This window comes from Amycolatopsis sp. lyj-346 (assembly GCF_046548975.1).
Classification (GTDB): domain Bacteria; phylum Actinomycetota; class Actinomycetes; order Mycobacteriales; family Pseudonocardiaceae; genus Amycolatopsis.
Window position 1 is genome coordinate 1 of record NZ_JAJPWT010000010.1, and the last position, 25,365, is coordinate 25,365.

At 72.1% G+C, this 25,365-nt stretch carries 24 protein-coding genes and 1 rRNA gene; 13 read left to right on the plus strand and 12 right to left on the minus strand.

From position 1 onward, the window contains the following. The first annotated feature begins 6 nt into the window (after nucleotides 1-6). A 5S ribosomal RNA gene (gene rrf, locus ACLJQE_RS26805) occupies nucleotides 7-123 on the plus strand. A 379-nt stretch (nucleotides 124-502) separates the two neighbouring features. On the opposite strand, the gene cobF is transcribed toward rrf, so the two are convergent. Further along, on the minus strand, nucleotides 503-1,264 hold the full coding sequence (gene cobF, locus ACLJQE_RS26810) for a precorrin-6A synthase (deacetylating) (RefSeq protein ID WP_410642136.1): 762 nt from the start codon (nucleotides 1,262-1,264) through the stop codon (nucleotides 503-505). A 76-nt stretch (nucleotides 1,265-1,340) separates the two neighbouring features. Here cobF and ACLJQE_RS26815 point away from each other — a divergent pair, with 76 nt between their 5' ends. Genes ACLJQE_RS26815 through ACLJQE_RS26825 form a run of 3 tightly spaced genes read left to right on the plus strand, consistent with a single transcriptional unit; the run spans nucleotide 1,341 to nucleotide 3,976 of the window. Next, nucleotides 1,341-1,547: a heavy-metal-associated domain-containing protein gene (locus ACLJQE_RS26815; RefSeq protein WP_410642137.1), complete on the plus strand. Its 207-nt coding sequence runs from the start codon at nucleotides 1,341-1,343 to the stop codon at nucleotides 1,545-1,547. Further along, on the plus strand, nucleotides 1,544-3,637 hold the full coding sequence (locus ACLJQE_RS26820; RefSeq protein WP_410642138.1) for a heavy metal translocating P-type ATPase: 2,094 nt from the start codon (nucleotides 1,544-1,546) through the stop codon (nucleotides 3,635-3,637). The genes ACLJQE_RS26815 and ACLJQE_RS26820 overlap by 4 nt, the downstream gene beginning before the upstream one ends. A gap of 57 nt (nucleotides 3,638-3,694) precedes the next feature. Further along, complete coding sequence (locus ACLJQE_RS26825) at nucleotides 3,695-3,976, plus strand: metal-sensitive transcriptional regulator (RefSeq protein ID WP_003089374.1); 282 nt, start codon at nucleotides 3,695-3,697, stop codon at nucleotides 3,974-3,976. A gap of 15 nt (nucleotides 3,977-3,991) precedes the next feature. Here the strand turns inward: ACLJQE_RS26825 and ACLJQE_RS26830 are convergent, their stop codons facing one another. Next, nucleotides 3,992-4,678 (minus strand): type II CAAX prenyl endopeptidase Rce1 family protein, encoded by a 687-nt coding sequence (locus ACLJQE_RS26830; protein ID WP_410642475.1) that lies wholly within the window; start codon nucleotides 4,676-4,678, stop codon nucleotides 3,992-3,994. A 28-nt stretch (nucleotides 4,679-4,706) separates the two neighbouring features. Then, a complete protein-coding gene (locus ACLJQE_RS26835; RefSeq protein WP_410642139.1) occupies nucleotides 4,707-5,609 on the minus strand; it encodes a M protein in 903 nt (300 codons plus the stop codon). Nucleotides 5,610-6,021: 412 nt separating this feature from the next. On the opposite strand from ACLJQE_RS26835, the gene ACLJQE_RS26840 reads away from it, so the two are divergent. Beyond that, nucleotides 6,022-6,696, plus strand: coding sequence for a maleylpyruvate isomerase family mycothiol-dependent enzyme (locus ACLJQE_RS26840; protein WP_410642140.1), 675 nt, complete (start codon nucleotides 6,022-6,024; stop codon nucleotides 6,694-6,696). A gap of 185 nt (nucleotides 6,697-6,881) precedes the next feature. Here the strand turns inward: ACLJQE_RS26840 and ACLJQE_RS26845 are convergent, their stop codons facing one another. From ACLJQE_RS26845 to ACLJQE_RS26855, 3 genes are all read right to left on the minus strand, one after another. After that, on the minus strand, nucleotides 6,882-8,210 hold the full coding sequence (locus ACLJQE_RS26845; protein ID WP_410642141.1) for a copper resistance CopC/CopD family protein: 1,329 nt from the start codon (nucleotides 8,208-8,210) through the stop codon (nucleotides 6,882-6,884). Continuing rightward, nucleotides 8,207-8,779: a hypothetical protein gene (locus tag ACLJQE_RS26850; protein WP_410642143.1), complete on the minus strand. Its 573-nt coding sequence runs from the start codon at nucleotides 8,777-8,779 to the stop codon at nucleotides 8,207-8,209. The genes ACLJQE_RS26845 and ACLJQE_RS26850 overlap by 4 nt, the downstream gene beginning before the upstream one ends. A gap of 170 nt (nucleotides 8,780-8,949) precedes the next feature. Continuing rightward, the gene (locus ACLJQE_RS26855) at nucleotides 8,950-9,639 is read right to left on the minus strand and encodes a winged helix-turn-helix transcriptional regulator (RefSeq protein WP_410642144.1); all 690 of its coding nucleotides are present in this window, start codon (nucleotides 9,637-9,639) and stop codon (nucleotides 8,950-8,952) included. Between the two features lie 252 nt (nucleotides 9,640-9,891). On the opposite strand from ACLJQE_RS26855, the gene ACLJQE_RS26860 reads away from it, so the two are divergent. The 3 genes from ACLJQE_RS26860 to ACLJQE_RS26870 all read left to right on the plus strand — a co-directional run bounded on the left by ACLJQE_RS26860 (nucleotide 9,892) and on the right by ACLJQE_RS26870 (nucleotide 15,112). Beyond that, a complete protein-coding gene (locus ACLJQE_RS26860) occupies nucleotides 9,892-12,210 on the plus strand; it encodes a TOMM precursor leader peptide-binding protein (RefSeq protein ID WP_410642145.1) in 2,319 nt (772 codons plus the stop codon). A gap of 49 nt (nucleotides 12,211-12,259) precedes the next feature. Beyond that, entirely contained in the window at nucleotides 12,260-13,699 is a 1,440-nt protein-coding gene (locus ACLJQE_RS26865; RefSeq protein WP_410642146.1) for a SagB/ThcOx family dehydrogenase, read from the plus strand. A gap of 156 nt (nucleotides 13,700-13,855) precedes the next feature. After that, nucleotides 13,856-15,112 carry a sensor histidine kinase gene (locus tag ACLJQE_RS26870; protein ID WP_410642147.1) on the plus strand — a complete coding sequence of 419 codons (1,257 nt, stop codon included), beginning with the start codon at nucleotides 13,856-13,858 and terminating at the stop codon, nucleotides 15,110-15,112. On the opposite strand, the gene ACLJQE_RS26875 is transcribed toward ACLJQE_RS26870, so the two are convergent. Together ACLJQE_RS26875 and ACLJQE_RS26880 are read right to left on the minus strand one after the other, a co-directional pair. After that, complete coding sequence (locus tag ACLJQE_RS26875; protein WP_410642148.1) at nucleotides 15,054-15,659, minus strand: DNA-binding response regulator; 606 nt, start codon at nucleotides 15,657-15,659, stop codon at nucleotides 15,054-15,056. The genes ACLJQE_RS26870 and ACLJQE_RS26875 overlap by 59 nt on opposite strands. Before the next feature lie 245 nt (nucleotides 15,660-15,904). Next, entirely contained in the window at nucleotides 15,905-16,654 is a 750-nt protein-coding gene (locus ACLJQE_RS26880) for a helix-turn-helix domain-containing protein (protein ID WP_410642149.1), read from the minus strand. A 486-nt stretch (nucleotides 16,655-17,140) separates the two neighbouring features. Between ACLJQE_RS26880 and ACLJQE_RS26885 the strand changes: the two genes are divergently transcribed. Together ACLJQE_RS26885 and ACLJQE_RS26890 are read left to right on the plus strand one after the other, a co-directional pair. After that, nucleotides 17,141-17,302: a hypothetical protein gene (locus ACLJQE_RS26885; protein ID WP_410642150.1), complete on the plus strand. Its 162-nt coding sequence runs from the start codon at nucleotides 17,141-17,143 to the stop codon at nucleotides 17,300-17,302. 299 nt (nucleotides 17,303-17,601) lie between these two features. Then, nucleotides 17,602-18,207, plus strand: coding sequence for a DNA-binding response regulator (locus ACLJQE_RS26890; RefSeq protein ID WP_410642151.1), 606 nt, complete (start codon nucleotides 17,602-17,604; stop codon nucleotides 18,205-18,207). A 72-nt stretch (nucleotides 18,208-18,279) separates the two neighbouring features. On the opposite strand, the gene ACLJQE_RS26895 is transcribed toward ACLJQE_RS26890, so the two are convergent. Both ACLJQE_RS26895 and ACLJQE_RS26900 read right to left on the minus strand, forming a co-directional pair. Beyond that, nucleotides 18,280-20,649: a sensor histidine kinase gene (locus tag ACLJQE_RS26895; protein ID WP_410642153.1), complete on the minus strand. Its 2,370-nt coding sequence runs from the start codon at nucleotides 20,647-20,649 to the stop codon at nucleotides 18,280-18,282. 177 nt (nucleotides 20,650-20,826) lie between these two features. Further along, on the minus strand, nucleotides 20,827-21,330 hold the full coding sequence (locus tag ACLJQE_RS26900) for a DUF899 family protein (protein ID WP_410642154.1): 504 nt from the start codon (nucleotides 21,328-21,330) through the stop codon (nucleotides 20,827-20,829). 143 nt (nucleotides 21,331-21,473) lie between these two features. On the opposite strand from ACLJQE_RS26900, the gene ACLJQE_RS26905 reads away from it, so the two are divergent. After that, nucleotides 21,474-22,094, plus strand: coding sequence for an L-threonylcarbamoyladenylate synthase (locus ACLJQE_RS26905; RefSeq protein ID WP_410642155.1), 621 nt, complete (start codon nucleotides 21,474-21,476; stop codon nucleotides 22,092-22,094). A 3-nt stretch (nucleotides 22,095-22,097) separates the two neighbouring features. Here the strand turns inward: ACLJQE_RS26905 and ACLJQE_RS26910 are convergent, their stop codons facing one another. Beyond that, entirely contained in the window at nucleotides 22,098-22,799 is a 702-nt protein-coding gene (locus tag ACLJQE_RS26910) for a maleylpyruvate isomerase family mycothiol-dependent enzyme (RefSeq protein WP_410642156.1), read from the minus strand. A 135-nt stretch (nucleotides 22,800-22,934) separates the two neighbouring features. On the opposite strand from ACLJQE_RS26910, the gene ACLJQE_RS26915 reads away from it, so the two are divergent. Together ACLJQE_RS26915 and ACLJQE_RS26920 are read left to right on the plus strand one after the other, a co-directional pair. Beyond that, nucleotides 22,935-23,321 carry a YciI family protein gene (locus ACLJQE_RS26915; protein ID WP_410642157.1) on the plus strand — a complete coding sequence of 129 codons (387 nt, stop codon included), beginning with the start codon at nucleotides 22,935-22,937 and terminating at the stop codon, nucleotides 23,319-23,321. After that, complete coding sequence (locus tag ACLJQE_RS26920; protein WP_410642158.1) at nucleotides 23,318-24,709, plus strand: RNA polymerase sigma factor; 1,392 nt, start codon at nucleotides 23,318-23,320, stop codon at nucleotides 24,707-24,709. Before ACLJQE_RS26915 ends, ACLJQE_RS26920 begins: the two co-directional genes overlap by 4 nt. Here ACLJQE_RS26920 and ACLJQE_RS26925 read toward each other — a convergent pair. Further along, nucleotides 24,648-25,343, minus strand: coding sequence for a winged helix-turn-helix transcriptional regulator (locus ACLJQE_RS26925; RefSeq protein WP_410642159.1), 696 nt, complete (start codon nucleotides 25,341-25,343; stop codon nucleotides 24,648-24,650). The two genes, ACLJQE_RS26920 and ACLJQE_RS26925, sit on opposite strands and share 62 nt — an antisense overlap. Nucleotides 25,344-25,365 lie beyond the last annotated feature (22 nt).

Here is a 25,365-nt window from a genome sequence, read left to right on the forward strand (position 1 = left end):
GAGTGTTTCGGTGGTTATAGCGTCAGGGAAACGCCCGGTCCCATTCCGAACCCGGAAGCTAAGCCTGACAGCGCCGATGGTACTGCAACCGAAGGGTTGTGGGAGAGTAGGACACCGCCGAACTTACTTGAGAGAAGGGCCTGGGCCCGGTCGAGACAATAGTCTCCCGGCCCCAGGTCCTTTTCTCCATTCCCACCCCCTTTGCCGTGTCGACCCCCTGATCACCGGTGTCGACTCCCTGATCACGCGAGTCGACCCTCCAGACACACGAACCGACTCTCCAGGTACGCGAACCGACCGCCTGGGCACGCCGGCCGACCCTCCAGGCACGCGAGACACCCCCCGCCGCCCGCCACCGGCGTGAGCAGGCACCGAACTCACGTGATCAAACCCGGAACTCGCGTGATTGAAGACGGAACTCGCGTGATTGGAGGGTCGACTTGCGTGATTGAAGGGTCGACTCGCGTACCTGGAGGGTCGGGTGGCGTACCGGGAGGGTCGGTTAGGGGGTTGGGCGGCGGAGGAGGTAGGTGTCCATGATCCAGCCGTGGCGTTCGCGGGCTTCCGCGCGGGTCGCGCGGATCTGGGCCGCGAGGGCCGGGGTGAGGGGGCCCGAGATGAGGATCTCGTCGGACGTGCCCACGTAGGCGCCCCAAAAGATGTGCAGGTCCGAAGAAGTGAATTGGTCGAACGTCGTGTGGGCGTCCAACAACACGAACACGTCGTCCACGCCTTCGGGCCAGCCGGAGGCGAGACGGCGGCCCGTTGTGAGCTGGACTGCCCGGCCGATCTGGTTCATCGTCGTCCGGTGGCGGGCCACCAGCGCCGAGATGCTGCTGATGCCCGGCACCACCTCGTACTCGAACGACACGTTCCCGCGCGCCAGCACCGCCTCGATCAGCGCGATCGTGCTGTCGTACAGCGACGGGTCGCCCCACACCAGGAACGCGCCCACCTCGTCCGGAGAAAGCGACGAGAGGATCAGCTCCTCGTACACCGCCGCCCGCGCCGCGTGCCAGTCGGCGACCGCCGCCCGGTAGTCCGCCGGCTCGCGGTCGCGGGGTGGGTCCGATGCCAGCACGACGCGGTACGAGCGCGTCACGAACCGGTCGAGGATCTCCTGCCGCAGCCGCACCAGGTCGGCCTTGCCGGCACCCTTGTCGAGCACGAAGAAGACGTCGACGCGGTTGAGGCGATCGATCGCCTGCACCGTCAGGTGCTCCGGGTCGCCGGCGCCGATCCCGATCGCGTAGAGCTTCCGCATGCCGCGAGTCTGACGGCCCCGATGGAGAACCCCTACCCCCGATGGGTATAAAGGAGGGAGACGAAAGGAGCGGGAAATGGCCGAAGCGACCTACACCGTCGAGGGCATGACCTGCGGACACTGCGCCACCTCGGTCCGCGAGGAGGTCTCCGAGCTCGACGGCGTCCGGCAGGTGGACGTCGACGTCGAGAGCGGACGCGTGACCGTGACCAGTGACACGCCGCTGACCACCGATGCGGTTGCCGCCGCCGTCACCGAGGCCGGCTACCGCCTGGTCGCGTGAGCCCGGCCGAGGTGGCCACCGCGGCCCGCGTCGAGCTCGCCATCGGCGGGATGACGTGCGCGTCCTGCGCGGCCCGCGTCGAGCGGAAGCTCAACAAGGTCGACGGCGTCACCGCGACGGTCAACTACGCCACCGAAAAAGCCCAGGTCAGCTACCCGGGCCGGCTGTCGGTCGACGACCTCAAGGCCGTCGTCGAAGCCGCCGGCTACTCCGCGCACCTCCCCGAGCCGGAGACGCCGGAGGAGGAGCCGCCGCGCACGCGGTTGCTGGTCTCCGCGGGCCTCACCGTCCCGCTGATCGTGCTCGCGATGGTCCCGGCCTGGCAGTTCGCGGGCTGGGCGTGGGCCGCGCTCGCCCTGGCCGCCCCGGTCGTCACCTGGGGCGCGTGGCCGTTCCACCGCGCCGCCGCGGTCAACCTGCGGCACGCCACCGCCACGATGGACACGCTGATCTCGCTCGGCGTCGTCGCCTCCGTGGTCTGGTCGCTGTACGCGCTCGTCTTCGGGGGCGGCCACCACCACCTGTACTTCGAGGTGGCCGCCGCGATCACCACGTTCATCCTGGCCGGCCGCTACTTCGAGACGCGGTCGAAGCGCCGCGCCGGCGCCGCCCTCCGCGCGCTCATGGACCTCGGCGCGAAGGACGTCACCGTGCTCCGCGACGGCGAAGAGCACCTCATCCCCACCCAGGACCTGCAGGTCGGGGCGGTCTTCGTGGTCCGGCCCGGCGAGAAGATCGCCACCGACGGCGTGGTCGTCGAAGGCGGCTCCGCGGTCGACGCGAGCATGCTCACCGGGGAATCCGTGCCGGTCGAGGCCGGGCCGGGGGACGCGGTCACCGGCGGCACCGTCAACATCGGCGGCCGGCTGCTCGTGCGCGCCACCCGCGTCGGCGCGGACACCCGGCTCGCGCAGATGGCCCGCCTCGTCGAAGCCGCGCAGAACGGCAAGGCCGAGGTTCAGCGGCTCGCCGACCGGGTCTCCGCGGTCTTCGTGCCGGCGGTCGTCTTCGCGGCGCTCGCGACCCTCGTCGGCTGGCTGGCGACCGGCGGAAGCGCCGCGCAAGCGTTCACCGCGGCCGTCGCCGTCCTGATCATCGCCTGCCCGTGCGCGCTCGGCCTGGCGACGCCGACGGCGCTGCTGGTCGGCACCGGCCGCGGCGCCCAGCTCGGCATCCTCATCAAGGGGCCCGAGGTGCTCGAGTCCACCCGCCGCGTCGACACCGTGGTCCTCGACAAGACCGGCACGGTCACCACCGGCCGGATGGCGCTCGTCGAGGGTGACGGCGAGGTGCTGCGGCTCGCGGGCGCCGTCGAGGCCGCCTCCGAACACCCGGTCGCCCGCGCCATCGCGGACGCGGCCCGGGAGCGCTTCGGCGCGCTGCCCGCCGTCACGGAGTTCCGCAGCACCGCGGGGCTCGGGGTGACCGGCGTGGTCGAGGGGCGCGAGGTCACGGTCGGGCGGGCGGCGTTCGTCGGCGGCGATCTCGTCGAGGCGGAGGGCGCCACCGCGGTCGGCGTGGCCTGGGACGGCGAGGTCCGCGGGCGGCTGGTCGTCGCCGACACGATCAAGCCGACGTCCGCGCGGGCCGTCGCCCAGCTGCGCGAACTCGGCCTGACACCGGTGCTGCTGACCGGTGACAACGCCGGCGCGGCCCGGGCCATCGCGGCCGAGGCGGGGATCGGCGAAGTCGTCGCCGAGGTGCTGCCGGAGGAGAAGGTCGCCGTCGTGAAGCGGCTGCAGGCCGAGGGGCGTGTGGTGGCGATGGTCGGCGACGGCGTCAACGACGCGGCCGCGCTCGCCCAGGCCGACCTGGGCCTGGCGATGGGCACCGGCACCGACGCGGCGATCGAGGCGAGCGACCTGACGCTGGTGCGCGGCGACCTGCGCGTCGCGGCCGACGCGATCCGCCTGGCCCGCCGCACGTTGGCGACGATCAAGGGCAACCTGTTCTGGGCGTTCGCGTACAACGTGGCGGCGCTGCCGCTGGCCGCGCTCGGCCTGCTCGACCCGATGATCGCCGGGGCGGCGATGGCGTGCTCGTCGGCGTTCGTGGTGAGCAACAGCCTCCGGTTGCGCCGGTTCCGCTGACACCCCGGGAGGGTATAGTCGGGGGCAGGACTGCCGACGACGGGGAACGGGTGGGCGATGACGGGTTACGGCAACGAGCGGGACGCCTATCTGAAGCGCCTGCGCCGGATCGAGGGGCAGATCCGCGGGTTGCAGCGGATGGTCGAGCAGGACAAGTACTGCATCGACATCCTGACCCAGGTCTCGGCGGCGACGAAGGCCCTGCAGTCGTTCTCGCTGGAGTTGCTGGACGAGCACCTGGCGACCTGCGTGGTCCAGGCCGCGGCGGCCGGGGGCGAAGAAGCGGATCTGAAGGTGCGGGAAGCGTCGGACGCGATCGCGCGGCTGGTCCGCTCGTAGGCCGGGCAGGTGCGGTCAGCGCACCAGAACCGCCAGGGTCAAGCTGCCCGCGTTGGTCGTGAAGTGCACGATCACCGACGCCAGCACACCGCGGCCCACGTGGCGCCACCAGTGCATGAGGACTCCCGCCACCCCCGCCGCCGCCATGGCCAGCACCTGCAGCACCACCGTGGGCGTCGAACCGAACACCGCGTGGACCGCCGCGTTGCGGCCGATCGCCAGCGCGGGCAGGGCGTGCCACAGACCGAACAGGGCCGCCGCCGCGACGATCGGTCCCCAGCGCCACCGGTCGTCGCTCGCCCCGAACAGGGCCGGGAGCACGCCGCGGAACGCCACCTCCTCGATCAGGACCGTCCCGAACAGGATGCGGCCGCACGTCAGCCACAGCAGCTGGCCCACGTCCGGGTCGCCGACGCGGCCGTCCTGGTAGACCGTGCGCAGCGCGGGCACCGCCAGCGCGATCCCGAACACCAGTGCCACCAGCCCGGCCCCCGCCAGGCCGGCCAGCGCCGGACGGCGGAAGCCGAGTAAGCCCAGGTCACGCCCCGTGTACCCGGCCGCGCGGCCCAAGAGGACCAGGAGGATCGTCGCGACCAGGCCGCACAGCGGATACGCCCAGCCGGGCAGCACGCGGTTGGCCAGGGTCGTCGCCGCCGCCAGCGTCAGCACCGCCGCGACCACGGCCGGCACCCGCCGGGCCATGGCGGGCGCGGCGTCGGTCAAGGCCGGCTCAACCGACCGCGTCGGTCAGGTCGTCCGCGGGTGACCGCCGCTGGATCGGCACTCTCTTCGACATCGGCAACGTCGCTTCCGGGTCGAACGGGCCCGGGCGTTCGTCGAGCGCCACCGCCGCGTCGGCCAGCAGGGCACGGCAGCCCGCCAGGCTCGCGTGGAGCTTGTCGCGGACCTCGGTCAGCGCCGTGACCTCGCGTTGGGCCGCCGCGACCAGCGTTTCGCCGTGGCTGGTGGCGTCCGCGACCAGCTGCGCGGCCTTCTTCCGCGCCGCGGCCAGCTCGCCTTCGCCGGTGGCGATCAGCTGGCCGGCCTTGGCCCGCGCGGCCGCTTCCTGCTCGGCCAGCTCGCGCATCGCGTCGGCGCGCCGGACCGTCATGGCCCGCGTGTGGTCTTCTTCCTGCTCGGCACGGCGGTGCGCCGCGGCCTCGTCGAGCTCACGGCGGCGCTGCTCGGCCGCGCGCACGAACTCCTCGTGCTCGACCCGCCGCCGCTCACGCTCGGCCTCGGCTTCGGCGACCAGCCGGCGTTCCTTCTCGGTGAGCCGGACGGCCTCCGCCTCGGCCTCGCGCCGGATCCGCGCCGCGGCTTCCGTTGCGTGCGCGGTGATTTCCGCCGCTTCCTCGCGGGTCAGCTCGATCATCCGGCGCGAGCGCTCCTGCAGCGCGTCCGCCGGGATGGGGGTCAGGCTGATCCGGTCGATCTTCACGCGGAGCTCACGGTTCTCCTCCGCGAGCGCGGTGCCGCGCCGGTGTGCCGCGTCGCGCTCGGCGGTGAGTCTCCGGATCTCGGCCTCGGCCCACGCGACGTATTCGGCGACCTGTGCGCGGTGAAAACCGCGCCACGCCAGGTCGAATCCGGGCTGCGTCTGCGCCACGTCCTCGCCACCGCCGGGGGCCATGCCTCACCTCCGAATTGGATGGTTTCTCCCCGGTCGCGCGTTTCCGTTGCGGCGCCGGGGAATTTCACGTGTACCCCAGTGTGCCGCAAACCCGCCACCGTGCGCTGCCCGGGCGGGTGACCATTCGTCGAACGGTTCCCCGCGGCCGGTGGACGTGCTCCGCACGCCGGGCAGTTCGGCCGGTTCCCCGGCGAGGTCGCAGAGGTCACCGCGCCCGTCGAGGCGCAGCGTCACGATCGCAATCCGTTGTCCCTCTTCGGAAAGGGCTCGTGGTCGACGTCGACGTGGACCACGAGGTGGGCAAGGTCACGGCCTGCGGGTGTTCGCGAGCCGCAAGCGAGGAGAACCGCGAAGGCTCCTCACCAGGGCATACTGGCCGGGAGCACCGATCGGGCCAGGGTGAGGTGGACGTGTGACAGCGAGTCAGCCGGTCCCGGCACCGGACTTCGTGGGCTACCCGGAAGTGCGGCGCGGCATCCGAGCCCTGCTGCAGGGCAGGCCCGCCACCCACCGCCGAACGGTCCCGGCGTGTCCGGAGTGGACGGTCGAGGACCTGCTCGCCCACCTCACCGAGATCGCCGAGCGCGTCCTCGCCCGCCACGGCGGCACCCCACCCGCACCGGCCGCGGGCCTGGCGGTGCCGGAGCTGCTCGACCGCTGGGACGACGTCGGCGAGGAGCTCGACCGGCGGCTCGCGGACGCGGGCGGCCACAGCGGCGAGGTGATGGTGATGGACGCCTTCACCCACGAACTCGACCTGCGCGCCGCCCTCGGCGTCCCACCGCCCGCCGAGCACCTCGCCTGGGCGCCGAGCTTCGAGGTGCTGGTCCGCGGCTTCTCCGGCTCGGTCGCCGCCCGCGGGCTCCCGGCCCTGCGGCTGCGCACAACGGGCGGCTCGGAGTGGACCGCGGGCAAGGGCCGGCCGGCAGCATCGGTGACGGCCCCGGCCCTGGAGCTGTACCGCGCACTGGCCGGACGCAGATCACGCACCCAGCTGACGACGCTGGACTGGACAGAGCCCCCGAGCCGCTGGCTGCCAGCATTCAGCTGGGGCCCGTTCAGCCCCCCGCCGTCCCCCGGGGTGTAAGCCTCGAGGAGGCCACGGCAGCACCCCACCCAACTCGACCCCAACGGCACCCAGGCCCCCCGCAACCCCGAACCGAAGCCAGAACACGGACGGCAGCGCCGGGTCAAGGCACGCCTTCCCGCCTTGACGCGGTGCTGCCGTCCGTAGTCACAATCGGGCTTCGGGGTGGCGGGAGAAACGCCAGGTCACCCGCCGGGCGGAGTCACCGTCAGGAGGGCCGCCAGCGCGAGCACCACCACGCTCAACACGACCTCCACCGCCACCGCCACCCGAAGTTTGCGCAGGTCGCTGGTCACCGTCGTGCCGCCGCCCGCAGCCGGAACCCGCAACCCCCGGTGCACCGCGCGGCGGGAGCGGCTCGCCACGGCCAGCAGCACGGCGAAGCCGGCGATCTTCAGCAGCAGCAGTGCGCCGAACCGCGTGGTCCAGAGCGTCGACAGCGACGGCATGATCCGCAGCGCCAGCACGGCGCCGCTGATGGCGATCGCCGTCACCGACCAGGTCGCCATGCGGGAAAACCTCGTCGCGACCGGAGCCAGGTCTTCGCCGGGTGCCGGGCGGTACAGGCCCAGGGCCAGCTGGACGAGCCCGCCCGCCCAGACGGCGATCGCGCCGAAGTGCACCAGGTCGGCCGTGACCGACACGAACATGATCGGGTCGGTCACCGGGTGGCCGGTGGCCGAAAAGCTCAACAGCACGAGGAATCCGGTGATCATGGCCGCGTTCTCGAAGCGGGACCGCGACGGGTCCGGCGGCCCGGGCCGCAGCAGGCGTGGCAGCACCAGGAGCAGCGCCGCCACGGCGGCCAGCCGGAGCAGCAGCAGCTTCCCGTAGGCGACGCGCAGGGTGTCGGCCAGCAAGGCCGTGTCGAACACGGCGGTCAGGTCCCGCCCGGCCGCGTACGGGCCTTGCAGCACGAACGCGGCGACGGTGGTCGCCGCGACCAGCCCGGCGCCCGCGTGCAGCAGCAGGCGTGCCCGGCGGTCGGTGCGGGCGGCGGGGCGGCACAGCAGCACGAACGCCAGCCCGCCGAGCAGGACGACGCCGAGGTAGGCCAGCCAGCGCACCGCCGTCGACGCCGCGTTCACGGCCGCGTCGGTGCCGGTGGCCGCGGACACCGCGCCGGCCGAGGTGACCAGCGGCCCGGTGCCGATGACGAAGGCGAAGGTGCCGCGCACGGGGTGGGAATCCCCCGAGACGAAGGCGTATTCGACGAGGTAGCTGCCGTCGGGCAGGTCCGGCTTCAGCCGGACCGCGACCTGCTCCGCGGCCTCCCCGGGCTGGAACACCGGCCCGGTGTCCACCTGACGGCCCCCGAGGTCGACGACCTTGATCGACCCCGGCTGGATCCCGACGTTCTCCGACAGGGTGACCGACACGAGGGACGGCGCCGCACTCAGGCGGGCGCCGTCCCCCGGGTTCGACGACACGATCTCGACGTGCGCGGAAGCCGGAGTCGCGCCGAGCACCAGCCAGCCGATCAGGAAGGCCAGCAGGGCCAGCGCGCGCTTCACGCCGCGAGCGCGGGCTGTTTCGGCTGACCGCAGAGGCACTGGGTCAGCTCCCGCTCGGCGGCCGAGGCGCGCCGGTGCAGGACGACTGCGACGATCATCGGGATGGTGACGATCGTGTTGTAGAACAGGTGCAGCTCGACCCGGGGGATCAGCAGCTGGACGATGCTGCTGGGCACCTTGCCGCCGCCCAGCCGCCAGCCGGACTGCGCCTGGATGAACAGCAGCAGGTGCTCGATGTGGTGCCAGAACTGGAGGGCCAGCGCGAGGTTCCACCACTGCCGGGAGCGGCCGGCGAAGCCGTGCCGCAGGACCCACAGGAACACCAGCATCACCAGGGCGTAGCCGTAGTGCAGCCACTCCTGCGAGATCAGCCACGGGAACGGCACGCCGAGCACGCCGCGCGCACGGGCCGTCGGCCAGCCGAAGCCGTAGATCTGGACGGCCTGGACGATGTGCTCGGCCCAGTGGGCGACGACGATGATCATGAAGGCTGCCAGCGCCCGGTGGTGGTTCCTGCTGTTCAGGTTCCCCAGAAAGCCGGACGGCCGAGCGAGTTCGGACGTCGACATGCGTGCCCCTCTGTTCGGATTGCGGAAAACGGCGGGTTCGTCGACCTTAACCGCCGGATACGTCCGATCCGTTACTCCGGATTGCCGATCCTGTGCGGCTGTCCGGCGAACGGGGCCGGCAGCCCGCCCGCGAGGACGGCTGCCGGCCCCGTTGCCCGCGCCGGAGGAGATCAGTGGAAGGCGAGGCCGTCCGGCAGCTCCGGCTTCGGCGGGATGCGGAACAGCTTCGTGAACAGCTCGAGGTGGGCGAAGTCCCCCTCGATCCGCACCCGGCCCGTCGCCATCGCCTCGGACGCGGTGAGCTGGCCGTTCACCAGGTCGATCAGCTCCGGGCCCTGCGGCTCGATGACCAGGTCGGCCGCCGGGTGGTCGCCCGAGCCGACCTTCAGCGTCCCGTCGTCGATCATCGCGTGGATGATCAGCGAGTCGTGGTGGCGCAGCACGTAGGTGACGTGCACGCCGGCCGCGGCCTCCTGCTGGAACGTCGTGTAGAGGGAAAGGATGGCGGCGTCGTTGGTGAAGACCTCGTCGTCCTTCGGGTGTCCCAGCGACCGCGCGCCCCACAGCCCGAGGTCGAGCAGGATGTGGTCGAGTTCGCTGCCGTACTCGGTGAGCTCGTAGACCAGGCTCGCGTCCAGCTGCGGCAGCACCCGGCGGCGGATCACCCCGGCCTGCTCGAGCTCGTTGAGCCGGGACGACAGGATGCTGGCCGGAATCCGCGGCAGGCCGCGCTGCAGGTCGGTGTAGCGTTTCGGGCCGAGCACGAGGTCACGGATGACGAGCATGGACCACCGCTCCCCGACGATTTCGAGAGCGCGCGCCAGGCCGCAGAACTGTCCGTAGGTGCGAGTGGTCGTCATACTCGATCCTCACTTGTGGGTCTCGGTCGAACGGGCCGGGGCGGAGCCCGCGGGCGCAAAGCCCTCACGAACCAGGTTGACGAACGGCGGGCGGCGCGGACCAGTGCGGAGCACACCCCCCGGACATGTGTTTCACGCGAACGGACATGCGTTTCGCATATCCGGTTCGATGTGCGGCGCACTGGCCGCAGGTCCCGGCCGCGGAGAAGAATCCAGGTTCTCGGATCGCGCGCACGGGACACAGGAGTGCAGATGAGTGGACGAGTCGTGCAACCCGCCCCGCACCGGTCGCGCGCCGCGGCGACACCGGTCACCGGCGCTCCCGTACTCGCCTTCAAGCGGCACCTGCGCGCCGAAGTGCACGCCGGGAAAGGCGCCTACCTGTTCTCCGAACAGGGTGTCATCTCGATGCGCGGCGCGCGCATCGAGTCGCTCGCCCCGCTGCTCGACGGCACCCGGGAACTCGCCGAGGTGCTGCGGGCCCGGCCGGCCGGGATGGCCCCCGAAGAGGTCGCGGCGATCCTGGCGCAGCTGATGGACGCGGGCCTGCTCTCGGTCCGCCCGGCACCCGAACCCGCGGTCGACGAGCGGGAGCTGGCCTACTGGGACGCGTGCGGCATCGACACGGCCTCGGTCACCTCGCGGGTCACCCGCCCCGGGGTCCGGCTGGTCGCGGTCGGCGAGGACGTCGACACCGGCGTGGTCGGGCGGGCGCTGGCCGACGCGGCCCTGGAGGTGGCGCCGGCCGGGACCGCGGCGGACGCGGCGGACCTCAGCATCGTGCTGTGCGCCGACTACCTCGACCCGCGGCTGGGTGCGATCGACGCCGAGCACCGGCGGACCGGCCGCCCGTGGCTGCTGGCCCGGCCGTCCGCCGCGCAGGTGTGGATCGGCCCGGTGCTGCGGCCCGGCGAATCCGCGTGCTGGCACTGCCTGACCAACCGGCTGTGGGGGCACCGGCACGCGGAGGCCTGCGCCCAGCAGCTGCTCGGTCACGAGGGCCCCGCGCGCCGTCCGGCCGCCGCCCTGCCGTCGCTGACCGCCGCGGCGGCGCACCTGATCGCGCTCGAGGCCAGCAAGTGGCTGGCCGGCTACCGGCACAGCGGCCAGCAGAGCGTGTGGGTGCTCGACACCCTTGACCTGCAGGGCAAGCGGCACGAGCTGCGCCGTCGGCCGCAGTGCCCCGGCTGCGGGGACACCGGCCTGATGGCGGCGCGGGCGGCCCGGCCGATCGTGCTCGAACCGGCCCGCAAGACCACCTCGACCGGCGGCGGGCACCGCACCGCGACGCCGTCGCAGACGCTCGAGCGCTACCGGCACCTGGTCAGCCCGATCACCGGGATCATCAAGGAGGTCCGCCCCGACCCGGCGGCGCCGTCGTTCCTCAACGCCTACCGGTCCGGGCTGAACGTCGCCCGCGGCGTCACCGGGATGGCCGGGATGCAGGCCGGGTTGCGCAGTGAGAACGGCGGCAAGGGGGTCAGCCCGATCGACGCCGAGGTCGGCGCCCTCTGCGAGGCCGCCGAGCGCTTCTCCGGCAACTACCAGGGTGACGAGCTGCGGATCCGGGCCTCGTTCGAGGAGCTCGGCGCCGAGGCGGTGCACCCGAACGACTGCATGCTCTTCTCCGAGCGCCAGTACCGCGAGCGGGCCGCGTGGAACGGCGCGCACGGACTGTTCCAGCACGTCCCCGAGCCGTTCGACCCGGCGGCCTCGATCGACTGGACCCCCGTCTGGTCCCTGGCCGGGCAGCGACGGCTGCTGCCCACCGGGTACCTGTACTACGGGGTGCCTGCCACCTCCGGCCTGCGGGGCCTGCACGCGGACTCCAACGGCACCGCGGCCGGCAGCAGCCTCGAGGACGCCGTCCTCCAGGGCACGCTCGAGCTCGTCGAGCGGGACGCCGTCGCGCTGTGGTGGTACAACCGCACGCCGGTGGCCGGGGTGGACCTCGCCTCCTTCGGCGACGGCTGGCTGGAGGAGATGACCGGGCACTACGCCGGGATGGGCCGCGAACTGTGGGTGCTCGACGTGACGTCGGACCTCGGCGTCCCGGTCTTCGTCGCGGCCTCGCGGCGCACCGACGGCCCGCACGAGCACATCATCTTCGGCTTCGGTGCCCACCTCGACCCGAGGATCGCCGTCCGGCGCGCGGTGTCCGAGCTGAACCAGATGATGCCGGACGTGCTCGTGCGCGGACACGATGTCGACGACCCCGATGCGGCCCGCTGGCTGGAGTACGCGACGGTGGCCAACCAGCCGTACCTGCGGCCCGCCGCCGGGCTGCCGGTGCGGACCGCGGCCGACTTCACCTTCGTCCACCGCGCGGACGTCCGCGACGACGTCATGGCGCTGGCCCGGACGCTGGCGGCGGCGGGCAGCGAGCTGCTCGTGCTCGACCAGACCCGTCCCGACGTCGAGCTTCCGGCGGTGAAGGTGCTGGCCCCCGGCCTGCGCCCGTTCTGGGCGCGGTTCGCGCCCGGCCGGTTGTTCGACGTCCCGGTGCGGCTCGGCAGGCTGGCCGAGCCGACGCCTCACGAGGGTCTCAACCCGTTCCCCATGTTCCTCTAGGACACTGCGTGCGGAGAACGACGTTCCGTCGTGGGTATAGGAGTTTGCGGTGGTTTCCGAGAGCCCGGAAGGGCACGTCGAAACGGTCCGCCTGTGGTCGCTGACCGAAGACACCTTGCTCGAGGCCGGTGACGACGGGTCCCTCGTCGCGATCACCTGGTGGGGCGAGTACGAGTTCGCGGACACGGCCGAGGGCGTGCGCGAGTCACTGGGCCGCCTCGTTCTCGGGCCCGTGTCGATGGCGAACCTCGCGGTGTCGGGCCGGGCGAGCAGCGACTCCTGGCGGATGTCGCTGCGGAAGGTGCTGACCCGGCTCTCCGGCTCGGTGGTGCGTTCGCTGGCCCTCAACGACGGCCGCGGACCGGTGCTTTCGGCGATCCCCGTGACGCAGTTCCCGGTCTTCCCCGACGGCCCGCTGCCGGCCGGCAGGCTGGTCCGGCTGTCGCGGTTCACCGCCCTGCGCGCCGACGAGGGCGCGCTGCTGGCCGAGTCGCCGGGAGCGCGCTACAAGGTCGCGCTGTTCCGCCCGCCCGCCGTGCTGATCGCGTCCTCGCTGGCCGCTCCGACGACGGTGGAGCAGCTGGCCGCCACCACCGGACTGGCCCCGGCGGTCGTCGCCGACGTGGTGGAGTACCTCGTCGCCGCGGGCGTCGTGCTCGTCGGTGACGCCGAGGGCCGGTTCACCGACCACGGTGACCTGGAGACGGCGATCTGGACGCACGACGACCTGATGTTCCACGCGCGCAGCCGGACGTGGCAGCGGGGTTCGCCGCCGGAGCCCGACGCGAACCGGTCCGGCGCCGAACCGCCGGTGGTCAAGCAGGTCACCGCGGGGCCGACGTTCCCGCTGCCCCGGCCGGACCCCCGCGCCCTCGCCGCCACGGACCCGCCGCTGGCCGCGCTGCTGGAAAGCGACCACGACTGCCCGGAGTTCAGCACCCGGAAACTGACGGCCGCGCAGGTCGGCGAGTTCCTCTTCCGCGCCGCGCGGGTGCGGTCGGTGGGGCCGGCCCACCTGCCCGGCGGCCCGTCGCACGAGGCGTCCCAGCGGCCCTACTTCAGCGTTGCCTGCCTGTACGAGCTGGAGATCTACGTCGGCATCAACCGCGGCGCCGATCTCGCCCGCGGCATCTACCACTACGACCCGCTCTGGCACACGCTCACCCTGATCAACGACGACGAGGCCGTCCTGGACAACCTGCTGGACATGGCGATGATCGCCGCGGGCGGCCACCGCCGCCCCGCCGCGCTTCTGACCGTCACCACGCGGATGTCCCGGATCGCCTGGGTGCTCGGCGGTGCCGCCTACGCGACGACGTTGCTGCACCTGGGTGCGCTGCAGCAGGTCCTCTACCTCGCCGCGAAGGCGATGGGGCTGGCCGCGCACGCGGTGCCGGTCGACGCCGGCGACCGGGTCGACCGCGCGCTCAAACTGGAGTGGCCCGCGGAGGTCAGTGTCGGAGAGTGCGTGCTGGACTTCCCCGCGTAGCGCGGAAACCGCCGAAATCCCCCGTGGCGGCGATCCGGATCTGCGGGAACGGCTGTTAGATTGCTGTTCTGAGCGCTGCGAAGCTTTCTGGGGAGGCGCTGCATGATCGCGACAGCGAGGGCACACGGCGCAAGACTCCGATCGTGGTACCCGGGTGTGGCAAACGGAGCAACGCTGCCGGTGTCGCGTTCGGGCACCCCGGATCGACTGCCGGGCAAGGCGTTCCCGGCCCGGTTCGTCTACGCGGTGCACGCCGGGGTCTGTCTCGGGATCGGCGTGCTCGGCCTGCTGGGCCCGCTGCGGACCGTGCAGTCGTGGCCCGCCGTGCTCCTCGCGTGCGGCTACGTGGTCGCGCTGATCGCGGCGCACCTGGTCGGCTTCGGCTACGGGCGCATCCGGTTCCGCGGTCCGGCACTGGCCGTGCAGGCCGTGCTGGGTGTCCTGCCGGTGGTGCAGCTGGGCGTGGCGTGGATCGTGCTCAGCAGCTTCTTCGCCGGCAGCGTGCTGCTGGTGGCGAAGACGGCGGTGTCGATCCCGGTGCTCGTGCTCGTCTGCGGTGGTGCGGGGCTGTTGTCCGGCGCGTCCGGCCAGGCCATCGCGGACGGCGTGCACGGCGCGGTGCTCACCTCCGTGGCCGCGGTCGCCGTGTTCGGCCTGGCGTGGTTCGTCCGGCTGGCCGCCGAACGCGAGGGCGACCGGCGTCAGCTGACCGCCCGGGTGGTGGCCGAGGAACGGCTGCGGTTCAGCCGGGACACCCACGACCTGCTCGGGCTGAGCCTGTCCGCCATCACCCTCAAGGTCGAGCTGATCCGGCGGCTGGTGGACACCCAGCCCGCGCAGGCCCAGCACGAGCTCACCGAGCTGGCGACCATGTCCCGCAAAGCCCTCGCCGACGTCCGCTCGGTGGCGGCCGGGAAGCGGGAGGTGTCCCTGGCGGACGAGTGCCGGGCCGCGGCCGCGGTGCTGGCTTCGGCCGGGGTGACCGTGCGCTTCGACCCCGAGCTGCCCGGGCAGCTCCCCGAGGCGGTCGCGACGACGTTCGCCACGGTGCTGCGGGAAAGCGCCACGAACGTGGTGCGGCACAGCGAGGCGTCGTGGTGCGAGTTCGCCGTCGGCGTGTCCCGGGGCGAGGCGTGGCTCCGGATGCACAACGACGGCGTGGTGCCGGCCGACGGCGAGGACTGCGCGGAGGAGCACGGCTGGGGGCTGCGGAACCTGGCGCACCGCGTGAACCTGCTCGGTGGGGAGCTGACCGCCGGGATCCGCCCCGGTGGGACGCACCTGCTGCGCGTCACCGTCCCGATGGCCCGGTTCGGGCCCGCTCTTCAGCCGGCGGACCGGTTCCCGGCGCCGCTCAGAGCCATTCGGCGTCGGTGGCGATCCGGATCGCGTGCACCCGGTTGCGAGCGTTGAGCTTCGTGACGGACGCGGCCAGGTAGTTGCGCACCGTGCCGGGGGACAGGAACAGGTCCGAGGCGATGTCGGCGACGTTGCGCCCGCGCGCGGCGAGGGCCAGGATCTCCAGCTCCCGCGGCGTGAGCGGGCAGTCGTCGGCCTCCCACGCGGACAGCGCGAGCTCGCTGTCGATGACGCGCCTGCCGATCGCGACCGAGCGCACCGCGTTGGCGAGCTTGTCCGACGGGGCGTCCTTGAGCAGGAACCCGTTCACCTTGGCGTCGAGCGCGCGCCGGACCGTGCCCGGGCGGCCGAGGCTGGTGAGGATGAGCGTGTGGCATTCCGGGACGTGCTCGTGGAGCTCGGTGGCCGCGGTCAGCCCGTCCTTGCCCGGCAGATCGATGTCGATGACCGCGACGTCGGGCCGGGAGGCCTTGGCGGCGGGCAGGATCTCGTCGCCGGAGTCCACTTCGGCGACGACCTCGATATCGGACTCGAGGTTGAGCAGGGCGACGAGGGCGCCGCGGACCATGTCCATGTCCTCGGCCAGCAGAACCTTGATCACGTCGGTCCCTCGCTTCCCCCGGTCGTGCGTTCCCCGCTCGTGGAATTGTACGCCATTGGGCGGTCCCGTCCCGGCATTCGCCGGGCGCACCGGGACGATCCGGACCGGCGAATCGGTTCCGTCAATTCCGGTTCGCGACGGCAGAACTGCCGTCGCCGTGACTGCTCGGTGGTGCCCGCGCACGGAATCCCCTTTCCTCGGCACCGGGTCCGGCGGGCGTCCTCCCCGGGACGCCCGCCGGGTGCTCAGACCGCGACCGGACGGCGGACCGGCGCCCGCCGCAGGTCCGGCAGCGCCAGCAGGACCGGCGGGTCGAAGCCGTGCCGCGGCCGCAACCGGACGTCGACCAGGCTCGCGGCGACCCCTCGGTGCACCGTCACGGGCCCGGACAGGCCGGTCAGCGGCCGCGGGCCGCGGTCGTCCTGCGGGGTGGCCCCGTAGGCGTGGGCGATGACGTACCAGGAACCCAGCGGCACGTCGGTCAGCGTGTACTGGCCCGCTCCCGGCACGATCGCGTACCGGGCGGGTGTGCCCTCGGCGATCTTGGCCGGGAAGAGACCGACGAACACCTGGCCCGTGTCCCCGCCCGGCGGCCGCCAGACGTGGCCGCGCACGGCCACTTCGGACCCCGGCTGACCGGTGCGTTCGGCGATCCGCGGGGACATCCCGCGCAGCTGCCGGTACCCCGTGGGGGAGAAGCCGACGCTGCCGCTGAACCGGGCGCTGAACGTGCCCACGCTGTTGTAGCCGACCTGGTGGCTGATGTCCGCCACCGAGATCCCCGTGGTCACGAGCAGCCGTTTCGCCTCGGCCAGGCGCAGTGCCGAGAGGAACCGCCCGGGCGACAGCCCGGTCGCCCGGAGGAAGACCCGGGTGAAGTGGAACTTGCTGAACATCGCGGCCCGGGCCAGGTCGTCGATGGTGAGCCGGTCGCCCAGGTTGTCCCGCATGGTCATGATGGCGCGTGCCACGGCCTGCCGCACGATCTCGTCCATGGTGGCCGTCCCTCCAGTCGCCGGGCCGGCCGAGGCACGTTCCCCTGCGAACGTGTTCGGCGTCGGCAATTCGGTATGGCAGAACTGTAGGTCGTCGGCCGTCTACTTCTTAAGTGCTCAGTGCACCGTTCCGAATGGATTTCGCAGGGCCAGGACATGCGTTTTGCACATGCGCGCCGCCGACGTGTGAAGCGGCCGGTCAGTGGGCACCTAGACCCATGACATCGGCACGTGCATAGGCACATTGAGCGCCGGGTCGAACGCGCAAGGTGACCAAATTGGTCCTTGTGGCGGACGTCGACGCCCTCGGATGCCCCATTTGGCGGAATGGTGGGCACTGCGCGGAGCAGTCATAAAACACAGTGGCCCGATGATGCGGGCACTGGCCTCGGGATCCGCGTTCGCGGACTATTTAAGTCACATGAGGCTTTCATCTTCGCCACTGGGGAGTACACAATGTCTGCAAATTTTTCCGCCAACGTCCGCGTGCTTTTCGAGGACCTCGGCTTCGAGGTCGAGAAAATCTGTGCCGTCGAATCCGGCCTGGTGATCGACCGTTTCGACAGCCGGCCGGGGGAAACCTTCGTCCGCGCCTCGATCTGCGGCACGCGCGCCGACTTCGAGATGACTGTCGAGCTCGCGGCCTAACTGGACTGAACCAGTATTTCTACTGGTCCCGGTCCTGGTGAGCCGGTCGCCCGCGGTGCGGTGGCCGGCTCGCTCGCGTTCCGGGACCGTCGTGGAACCCGTTCGGGAATTCCGCCCACCGTGTGTGCAGGTAATCTATTACTTACGGTAGCCGTTCGACTCCGCATGGCGTATCGGCCGTGGCTTTCCCCGTATCACCGCCGGGATATTTGCATGCCGAACCCCGAACGGCTCAACCATTGTCTCCGTCGAAATGATTAACTGAGGTTCTGGGGAGTTCATGGAGGCGGAGGCGCTTGGTGATCAAAGTGCTCGTGGCCGAAGACATGCACATCGTCCGTGGGGCGCTCGTCGCGTTGCTGGGGCTGGAGCCCGACATCGACGTCGTGGCCGAGGTGGCGTCCGGACCGGAGATCCTGCCCGCGGCCCGGGCCACGGCCGCCGACGTCGCGATCATCGACATCGACCTGCCGGGCAAGGACGGCCTCACCGCCGCCGGCGAGCTGCACGAGCAGCTGCCGAACTGCCGCACCCTCATTTTGACCAGCCTCGGCCGTCCCGGGACGCTCAGGCGCGCCCTGGACGCCAAGGTGAGCGGTTTCCTGCTGAAGGACGCGCCGCCGGACAAGCTGGCCAACGCCGTGCGCGGGGTCGTGGCCGGCCGCCGGATGGTCGACGGCGACCTCGCGCTGGCGGCGTGGGACAGCGTCGACTGCCCGCTGACGGCCCGCGAGCTCGACGTGCTGCGGATGACCTCACAGGGCTACGGGACGGTCGAGGTGGCCGCCCGGCTCTACCTGTCCGCCGGCACCGTGCGGAACTACCTCACGACCGTGGTGGCCAAGCTCGGGGCCCGCAACCGGGTGGACGCGATCCGGCTGGCCCGCGAGTCCGGCTGGCTCTGAACGGCGGCGTCCGCCCGGCCGGGCGGACGCCGCCGTGGGGAATCAGGGTGGACGTGGCCCGGGTCCGTCCGATCAGACCGGCACGACCGCGCGGAGGCGGAACCGGCCGTCGTCGGCCAGTCCGGCGGTGAGTTCGCCGCCGACGTCCGCGACGCGGTGGGTCAGGTTCCCGATGCCGCTGCCGGGAACCCCGCCGCCCGGGGGCCGGCCGGAACCGTTGCCTTCCGGGTTCGCGGGGCGGGCGGCCGGTCGGCCCGCGCCGCCGACGCCGTCGTTGACGATCTCGAGCGCGACGCCGTCGTCCGTGCGGTGCATGGCGATCTCGCACGTCTCGACCCGGCTGTGCCGGAGCACGTTCGTGACGCCCTCGCGCAGGACCACGGCGAGCACCGTGCGCACGGGTGCCGGCAGGTCGTCGGAGAGCATCTCCATCCGGACCCGGACATCCGCCGCGGTCAGCACCGAGCGGGCCGTGCGGGACTCGCTGTCCAAGGACAGCTCCCGGTAACCGCTGGCCACGGAGCGGACGTCGGTCAGGGCCTGCCGGGTCAGGTCCAGGATCTCGAGCAGTTCCTCGGTCGCCCGGTCGCGGTCCAGCGGCAGGATCCGCCCCGTGAGTTCGCTCTTCAGCGCGATCGCCGAAAGGCTCATGCCGAGCAGGTCGTGCAGGTCCCTGGCGAACCGCAGCCGCTCCTCGGCGACGGCCATCTCGGCCAGCCGACGCCGGCTGTGGTCCAGCTCGGCCTCGAGCCGGGACAGCCAGAGCATGCCGAACACGATCAACCCGATCATGATCGTGCCGGTGGAGAAGAGGATCACGTACAGGGCGTCCTGCCCGGCCTGTCCGGCCACGTACTGCAACCACAGGTAGACGCCGGTGTTCACGGCGAAGAACAGCCAGCCCGCGACCGGCGGCAGAACCAGGAGCCCGCAGCCCATCAGCAGGGAGGGCATGCTCACCCAGTCGTGCTGCAGCGGCAGCAGCGGGAGGTAGATCAGGCAGGCCTGGACGAACAGCATGGCGATGCTCTGCCCCGAGCGGAGCCGGGTGGTCGGCCGGTTGAAGTACGCGAACTGCAGGGTCAGCAGGGCCGCCACGGACCCGACGACCATGGCGATGTGCCAGAGGTTGGTGGTCAGCAGCAGCTCGTGCAGCACCGCCATCATGCCGAGCAGCCCGAAGGTGACCGGCAGGAGTACCCGGATCCGCCGTGACTCGGCGTCGGACTTCCGGTCCTCCTCGTCGGCCGGGGCCGCCACCCCGGCCTGGTCCGGGAGCGGCAGCTCGACCCGCAGGCGGAACCGGCCGTCGTCGCCGAACCCCGTGGTCACCGTGCCGCCGAGCGCGGCCACCTCGCCGGGGAGCCGGGTGAGCAGCTCGGAGCCGGCCGGGACGTCGTCGGGGTTCACGCCGTCGTTGACGATCGCCAGGCTGACCCGGCCGTCGACCTGGCGGATCTCGATGTCGCAGTGTTCGACCTCGCTGTACTGCAGGACGTTCGTCACGCCCTCCCGGAGCACCTTGGCCAGCAGTGCGCGGGACTGGACCGGCAGGTCGTCGTCCGGGTCGAGGTGGACCCGGACGGCGATGTCCGACGCCGTGAGCAGGGACTGCGCGGTGCGGAACTCCTTCTCCAGGGACAGCTCGCGGTAACCGCGGGACACCGCCCGGACGTCGGAGAGCGTGCGCTGCGCGATCGCCGTGATCTCGATGAGCTGGGCCTGTGCCTGCTCGCGCGACTTCCGCAGCAGGCGGTGGACCAGTTCACCCTTGAGGGCGATGGCGGAGAGGCTGATGCCGAGCAGGTCGTGCAGATCGCGGGCGAAGGCCAGCCGCTGCTCGGCGACGGCGCGCCGGGCCAGCTCGGTGCGGGCGCGGTGCAGCTCGCGGATCATCCGGGCGAGCTGGGTGAGCAGGTAGAAGACCAGGCTGTAGAACGCCGCGCCGCAGACGGTGTAGATCGCCAGGACGGGCGGATCGAACTCCAGTTCGATCCAGAGCACGGCGGCCAGGTTGACGCCGAACAGGGGCCACGCCAGCCGGGACGGCAGCGACAGCAGCACGCAGCCCCCGAAGAACACCGGCATCGCGGCCCACATGGCGTCGAACGTCAGGACCGGGACGTAGCCCAGCGCCGCCAGCACGATGAGCAGCAGCCGGCTGGTCCTCGAGTCGAGCCGGACCGAGGGCCTGCTGTAGTGCAGCAGCTGGACGGTCAGCAGCACGGCGACCGCGCAGACGGCGTAGCCGACCTCGAACGAGCTGATCGGCAGGGGCAGCAGGCTGGCGAGGAGGACGAACCCGAACCCGGCGACGACCACGGTGATCATCCCCGCGGCCAGGTAGGCCGCCAGTTTCGGGCGCCGGTCGACGACCGTGGTGCCGCGCGGCTCGGCGGTGGGTGAGAGCGGCGCGGGATCGAGTGCGGCAACCGGAGGCATTTGCGGCGGTCCTCCGGCGGGTCGGCGGCGCACAGGTCTGGCGGGGTGGTCCGGGCTGAGCGATGTCGTCATCGTCCTGGCCAATCGTATCTCATGCCGGCGGCTCGCCGGTACGTCGAGGAGTGGCCGTGCCACAGCGTTTCCCGCCGGATCGGGCCGTTCTGGTCCAATACTGGTTCAGTCGCGGCGGCGGTCGCCGGCGACACCCACGAGTTCGAGGAAGTCCAGGTGCGGCACGGCGATCGTGCCGACGTGGAGCACGATCCGTCCGTCGAGGACGAAGAAGCTCAACCCGGGAGCGTCGGTGCCGCCGGTGCCCTCGAGGTACCGGGTGGCGGGGAAGTCCGCGCTGAACCCGGTGCTCACGGCGGAGTACCCCGGCAGGTCCCAGCCGAAGTGGCGCCCGTACTGTGCGAACTTCGCGTACGGTGCGTGAAAAACCAGCACGACGCGGGTGCCGGCGGTGTGCAGCGCGGCGGCGGTCTCCGTCGCACGCACGGCGGCTCCCGGCCGGCTGCAGTCCGGCGCCGGGTGGTGCACGGCGAGCCGCCGGTGCCTGCCGAACAACCCGGCCAGGCCCACCCGCCCGGCCGGACCGTCGAACTGGTACTCGGCCGCCGGTACGGCACGGGGCCGGGGCAGCATCGGTCGGCTGAGGTCGGGCAGCACCAGTTCGGTCATGATCGCCTCCGGGTGGCAGCGCGTGGGTTCGCTCCGCGGATTGTGCGGCCCGCGCCCGGCTCCGGTCACCGGTTCGGGGGTGATCGGAGCAAGGTGGGAGACGCGTGCGGCGCCCGCCGGCCCCCGGGGCCTAGGCTCGCGGCATGGCGAGGTACTTCGACGTGCACCAGGACAACCCCCAGCGGCGGGCCGTCGGCCAGATCGCCGACCTCGTGCGGCAGGACGGGCTGATCGCGTACCCGACGGACTCGTGCTACGCGCTGGGCTGCCGGCTGGACAACCCGGACGGTCTCGACCGGATCCGCGCGATCCGCAAGCTCGACCGGCGGCACCACTTCACGCTGGTCTGCCAGGACTTCGCGCAGCTGGGCCAGTTCGTCGTCGTGGACAACGCGGTGTTCCGCGCGATCAAGGCGGCCACCCCGGGCCGCTACACGTTCATCCTGCCGGCCACCAAAGAGGTGCCGCGGCGGCTGATGCACGAGAAGAAGAAGACCGTGGGCGTGCGCATCCCCGCCCACGTCGTCACCCAGGCGCTGCTGGCGGAGCTCGGCGAGCCGCTGGTGTCGAGCACCCTCCTGCTGCCGGGCGTGGCCGAGCCCCTCACCCAGGGCTGGGAGATCAAGGAGGAGCTCGACCACGCCGTCGACGCGGTCGTCGACTCCGGCGACTGCGGCACCGAGCCGACCACGGTGGTCGACTTCTCCTCGGGCGAGGCCGAAATCGTCCGCCGCGGCGCCGGCGACCCGGACCGTTTCGCCTGACCGTCAGTCCACTTCGGACGTCCAGAGTGGATCGCGGCGCGCCTGCGCCAGGCCCAGCCAGCGGACGGCTTCGTCGCCGGTGGCGGTGACCGCCAGTCCGGTGAGCGGACGGCGGCCGGTGAACAGCAGGCAGAAGTCTTCGGCCGGGCCGGCGATCCGGTCGGCCGTGTCCGGCGGCCCGAAATCCCAGCGGGCGCCCAATGGCGCGGTGAACTCGAACCGGAACGGCCCGGCGGGAGGCTCGCCGTGCCCGGCGTAGGCGGCGTCACGGGTGCGGACGCCGTAGTAGGCGACGTGCCCGACGCTGTCGTTGCGCTCGAGCCGCGCGCCCAGGGCGTCCGCGATGTCCTGGCCGCGGGCGAACACCGCCGTCAGCAGGGCCGCACCCAGCACCGAGGGCTTCATCGCCCCGCCCGGCCACGGGATGTCCGCGGTCGTGGTGGCCAGCAGGTCCGTGGCCTTGCGGTGCTCCGAACGCCAGGCGACCACGGCGTCGCCGAGCATCCCCGAGTTCGTGATGCGGGGCGCGACAGCGCTTTCGTCGCCCTCGACGCTCAGCACGATCCGGCGGGCGATGACCGTCAGTTCGGCCAGGTGGGCGGTGATCGACCGGCCGACGGGCAGCATCACCGTTCCCTCGTGGTCGCGGATCAGTTCCGCGAGGATGTCCGCCTCGGAGGCGAGGTCGGCGTGCACGTCTTGCATGGGGGGCGTCCTCCGGACGTTCAGTGCTGAGGCGTAGATGCTCCTCCTGCGGCACCGCCGCCGACCACTCGTGGATTGCGGTGCCGGATCGGCTATGTTCGCCGGCAGGTGGTCAGCGAGCGCGGGGAGACGGAAATGAAGTACCTGCTGGCGATGCACATGAACCCGGACGTCTGGGCCGGGCTGTCGGACCAGGACAAGGACGAGGTGATGACCGGGCACGGCGAGTTCATCCGCCGGATCCGCGAATCCGGCGAGATGATCAGCACCCAGGCGCTCGGCGGCCCGGCCGAAAGCGCGGTGGTCCGGGTCGCCGGCGGCGTGCCGGCCGTCACCGACGGCCCCTTCGCCGAGTCCAAGGAGTTCCTGGCGGGCTTCTACCTCGTCGAGTGCGCGAGCCGGGAGCGGGCCTGCGAAGTGGCCGCGATGATCCCGGACGCGAAGATCGAGGGGCTCGGCATCGAGGTCCGCCCGGTGGTGTTCTTCGCCGACGCGGAGGCCGAGTCCGAGTTCGCCGGGTGAGCGGACCGGCCGCGGTCGGCGAGCTGCTCCGGCCGCTCGTCCCGCGGGTGCTCGGCGTCCTCGTGCGCCGCTACGGCCAGTTCGACGCCTGCGAAGACGCCGTGCAGGAGGCGCTGATCGCCGCGTCGGCGCAATGGCCGTCCGAAGGGGTGCCGGACCACCCGCAGCGCTGGCTCGTCACCGTCGCCGCGCGCCGGCTCACCGACCATTGGCGCAGCGAAAGCGCACGACGGCGCCGGGAAGAGTCCATCGCGGTGCGCGAACGGGCGGACGCGGACGCGGTGGCCGGCCCCGGCGAGGAGCGGCCGTCCGATCGGGACGACACGCTGACGCTGCTGTTCCTGTGCTGCCACCCCGCCGTTTCCGAGCCGTCGCAGGTGGCGCTGACGCTGCGCGCGGTGGGTGGTCTCACGACCGCGCAGATCGCCAAGGCGTTCCTCGTCCCGGAAGCGACGATGACCCGGCGCATCACCCGCGCCAAGGAGAGCATCGCGGCGGCGGGCTCGACGTTCGGCGAGCCCGCGGCGGCGGAGTACGCCGAGCGGCTGCGGGTCGTGCTGCAGGTGCTGTACCTGATCTTCAACGAGGGGTACACCGCGACGTCCGGCACGGAGCTGCAGGTGCCCGAGCTCGCGCACGAGGCGATCCGGCTGACCCGGGCGGTGCGCGCGCTGCGGCCGGACGACGGCGAAGTCGCCGGCCTGCTCGCGCTCATGCTGCTCACCGACGCCCGCCGCGCCGCCCGCACCGGGCCGGGGGGAACACTGGTGCCGCTGGCCGACCAGGACCGCGAGCACTGGGACCAGGCGATGATCGCCGAGGGGACGGCGCTGATCGGCGCAACGCTCGGCCGCGGCCCGGTCGGGGGCTACCAGGTCCAGGCGGCGATCGCGGCCCTGCACGACGAGGCGCCGAGCACGGACACGACCGACTGGGTGCAGATCGCGCAGCTGTACGAGGTGCTGCAGGAACTGGCGCCCAGCCCGGTGGTGACGCTGAACCGGGCGATCGCGGTGGCGATGGTCGACGGCCCGGCGCGTGGCCTGGAACTGCTGGACACGATCGCCGGCGACAGCCGGATGAAGCAGAGCCACCGGTTCGACGCGGTGCGCGCGCACCTGCTGGAGCAGGCGGGTGACCCGGCGGCGGCCAGGGAACACTACCGGCGGGCGGCGCGGGGTACGGCGAGCGTGCCGGAGCGGCGGTACCTGGAGGAGCGGGCAAGCCGGTTGGAGCTCGGCACCCGCGAGGAAGGTGCCCTTCCGCGCACGGGAACGAGCCGGAGGGACCGAAGTCCCTCCGGCTCGCGGCCGGCTCGAACCGTCCTCAGTGGAGAGAGACCCCGTCCTGGATCTCCGGGGCCGCCGTCAGGCGGAACAGGGTCGTGAACAGCTCGAGGTCGCGCAGGTCGCCGTCGATCGAGACCTTGCCCGTGCGCACCGCCTCCGGCGGGGTGACCTGGCCGCCGATCACGTCCAGGAGGGCCGCGCCCTGGCTGGAGCGGATGATCAGGTCGGCGTCGGGGTAGCGGCCCTCGGAGACCTTGAGCGCCCCGTCGTCGACCATCGCGTGCAGGATCATCGTGTCGTGGTACTGGATCTCGAACGTGACCTGGACGCCGGCCGCGGCTTCGCTCTGGAACGTCGTGTACAGGGAAAGGATCGCCGCGTCCAGGGTGAAGACGTCGTCCGGGCCGGGGTGGCTCAGGGAGCGGGCGCCCCACAGGCCGAGGTCGAGCAGGATGTGGTCGAGCTCGCTGCCGTACTCGGTCAGCTCGTAGACCAGGCCGGCGTCGAGGTCCGGGCGGATCCGGCGGCGGATCACGCCCGTCTCCTCCAGCTCGTTGAGCCGTGCCGAAAGGATGCTCGGCGGGATCTTCGGCAGGCCGGCCTGCAGCTCGGTGTAGCGCTTGGGGCCGAGCACCAGGTCGCGCACGATGAGCAGCGCCCATCGTTCACCGACGAGTTCCATGGCGCGGGCGAGTCCGCAGTACTGGCCGTAGGTGCGGGTGCGTGCGGTCATTGATCCTCACTTCTGTCGTGCG

What these genes read in the sequence shown, in the direction of transcription:
- ACLJQE_RS26830 (WP_410642475.1), bottom strand. Translation starts at nt 4,678, where the DNA reads ATGGCCCGGCGGGTGCCGGCCGTGGTCGCGGCGGTGCTGACGCTGGCG.
- ACLJQE_RS26860 (WP_410642145.1), top strand. Translation starts at nt 9,892, where the DNA reads ATGAGTGGACGAGTCGTGCAACCCGCCCCGCACCGGTCGCGCGCCGCG.
- ACLJQE_RS26910 (WP_410642156.1), bottom strand. Translation starts at nt 22,799, where the DNA reads ATGCAAGACGTGCACGCCGACCTCGCCTCCGAGGCGGACATCCTCGCG.
- ACLJQE_RS26850 (WP_410642143.1), bottom strand. Translation starts at nt 8,779, where the DNA reads ATGTCGACGTCCGAACTCGCTCGGCCGTCCGGCTTTCTGGGGAACCTG.
- ACLJQE_RS26900 (WP_410642154.1), bottom strand. Translation starts at nt 21,330, where the DNA reads ATGACCGAACTGGTGCTGCCCGACCTCAGCCGACCGATGCTGCCCCGG.
- ACLJQE_RS26925 (WP_410642159.1), bottom strand. Translation starts at nt 25,343, where the DNA reads ATGACCGCACGCACCCGCACCTACGGCCAGTACTGCGGACTCGCCCGC.
- cobF (WP_410642136.1), bottom strand. Translation starts at nt 1,264, where the DNA reads ATGCGGAAGCTCTACGCGATCGGGATCGGCGCCGGCGACCCGGAGCAC.
- ACLJQE_RS26880 (WP_410642149.1), bottom strand. Translation starts at nt 16,654, where the DNA reads ATGGACGAGATCGTGCGGCAGGCCGTGGCACGCGCCATCATGACCATG.
- ACLJQE_RS26835 (WP_410642139.1), bottom strand. Translation starts at nt 5,609, where the DNA reads ATGGCCCCCGGCGGTGGCGAGGACGTGGCGCAGACGCAGCCCGGATTC.
- ACLJQE_RS26815 (WP_410642137.1), top strand. Translation starts at nt 1,341, where the DNA reads ATGGCCGAAGCGACCTACACCGTCGAGGGCATGACCTGCGGACACTGC.
- ACLJQE_RS26855 (WP_410642144.1), bottom strand. Translation starts at nt 9,639, where the DNA reads ATGACGACCACTCGCACCTACGGACAGTTCTGCGGCCTGGCGCGCGCT.
- ACLJQE_RS26915 (WP_410642157.1), top strand. Translation starts at nt 22,935, where the DNA reads ATGAAGTACCTGCTGGCGATGCACATGAACCCGGACGTCTGGGCCGGG.
- ACLJQE_RS26895 (WP_410642153.1), bottom strand. Translation starts at nt 20,649, where the DNA reads ATGCCTCCGGTTGCCGCACTCGATCCCGCGCCGCTCTCACCCACCGCC.
- ACLJQE_RS26825 (WP_003089374.1), top strand. Translation starts at nt 3,695, where the DNA reads ATGACGGGTTACGGCAACGAGCGGGACGCCTATCTGAAGCGCCTGCGC.
- ACLJQE_RS26905 (WP_410642155.1), top strand. Translation starts at nt 21,474, where the DNA reads ATGGCGAGGTACTTCGACGTGCACCAGGACAACCCCCAGCGGCGGGCC.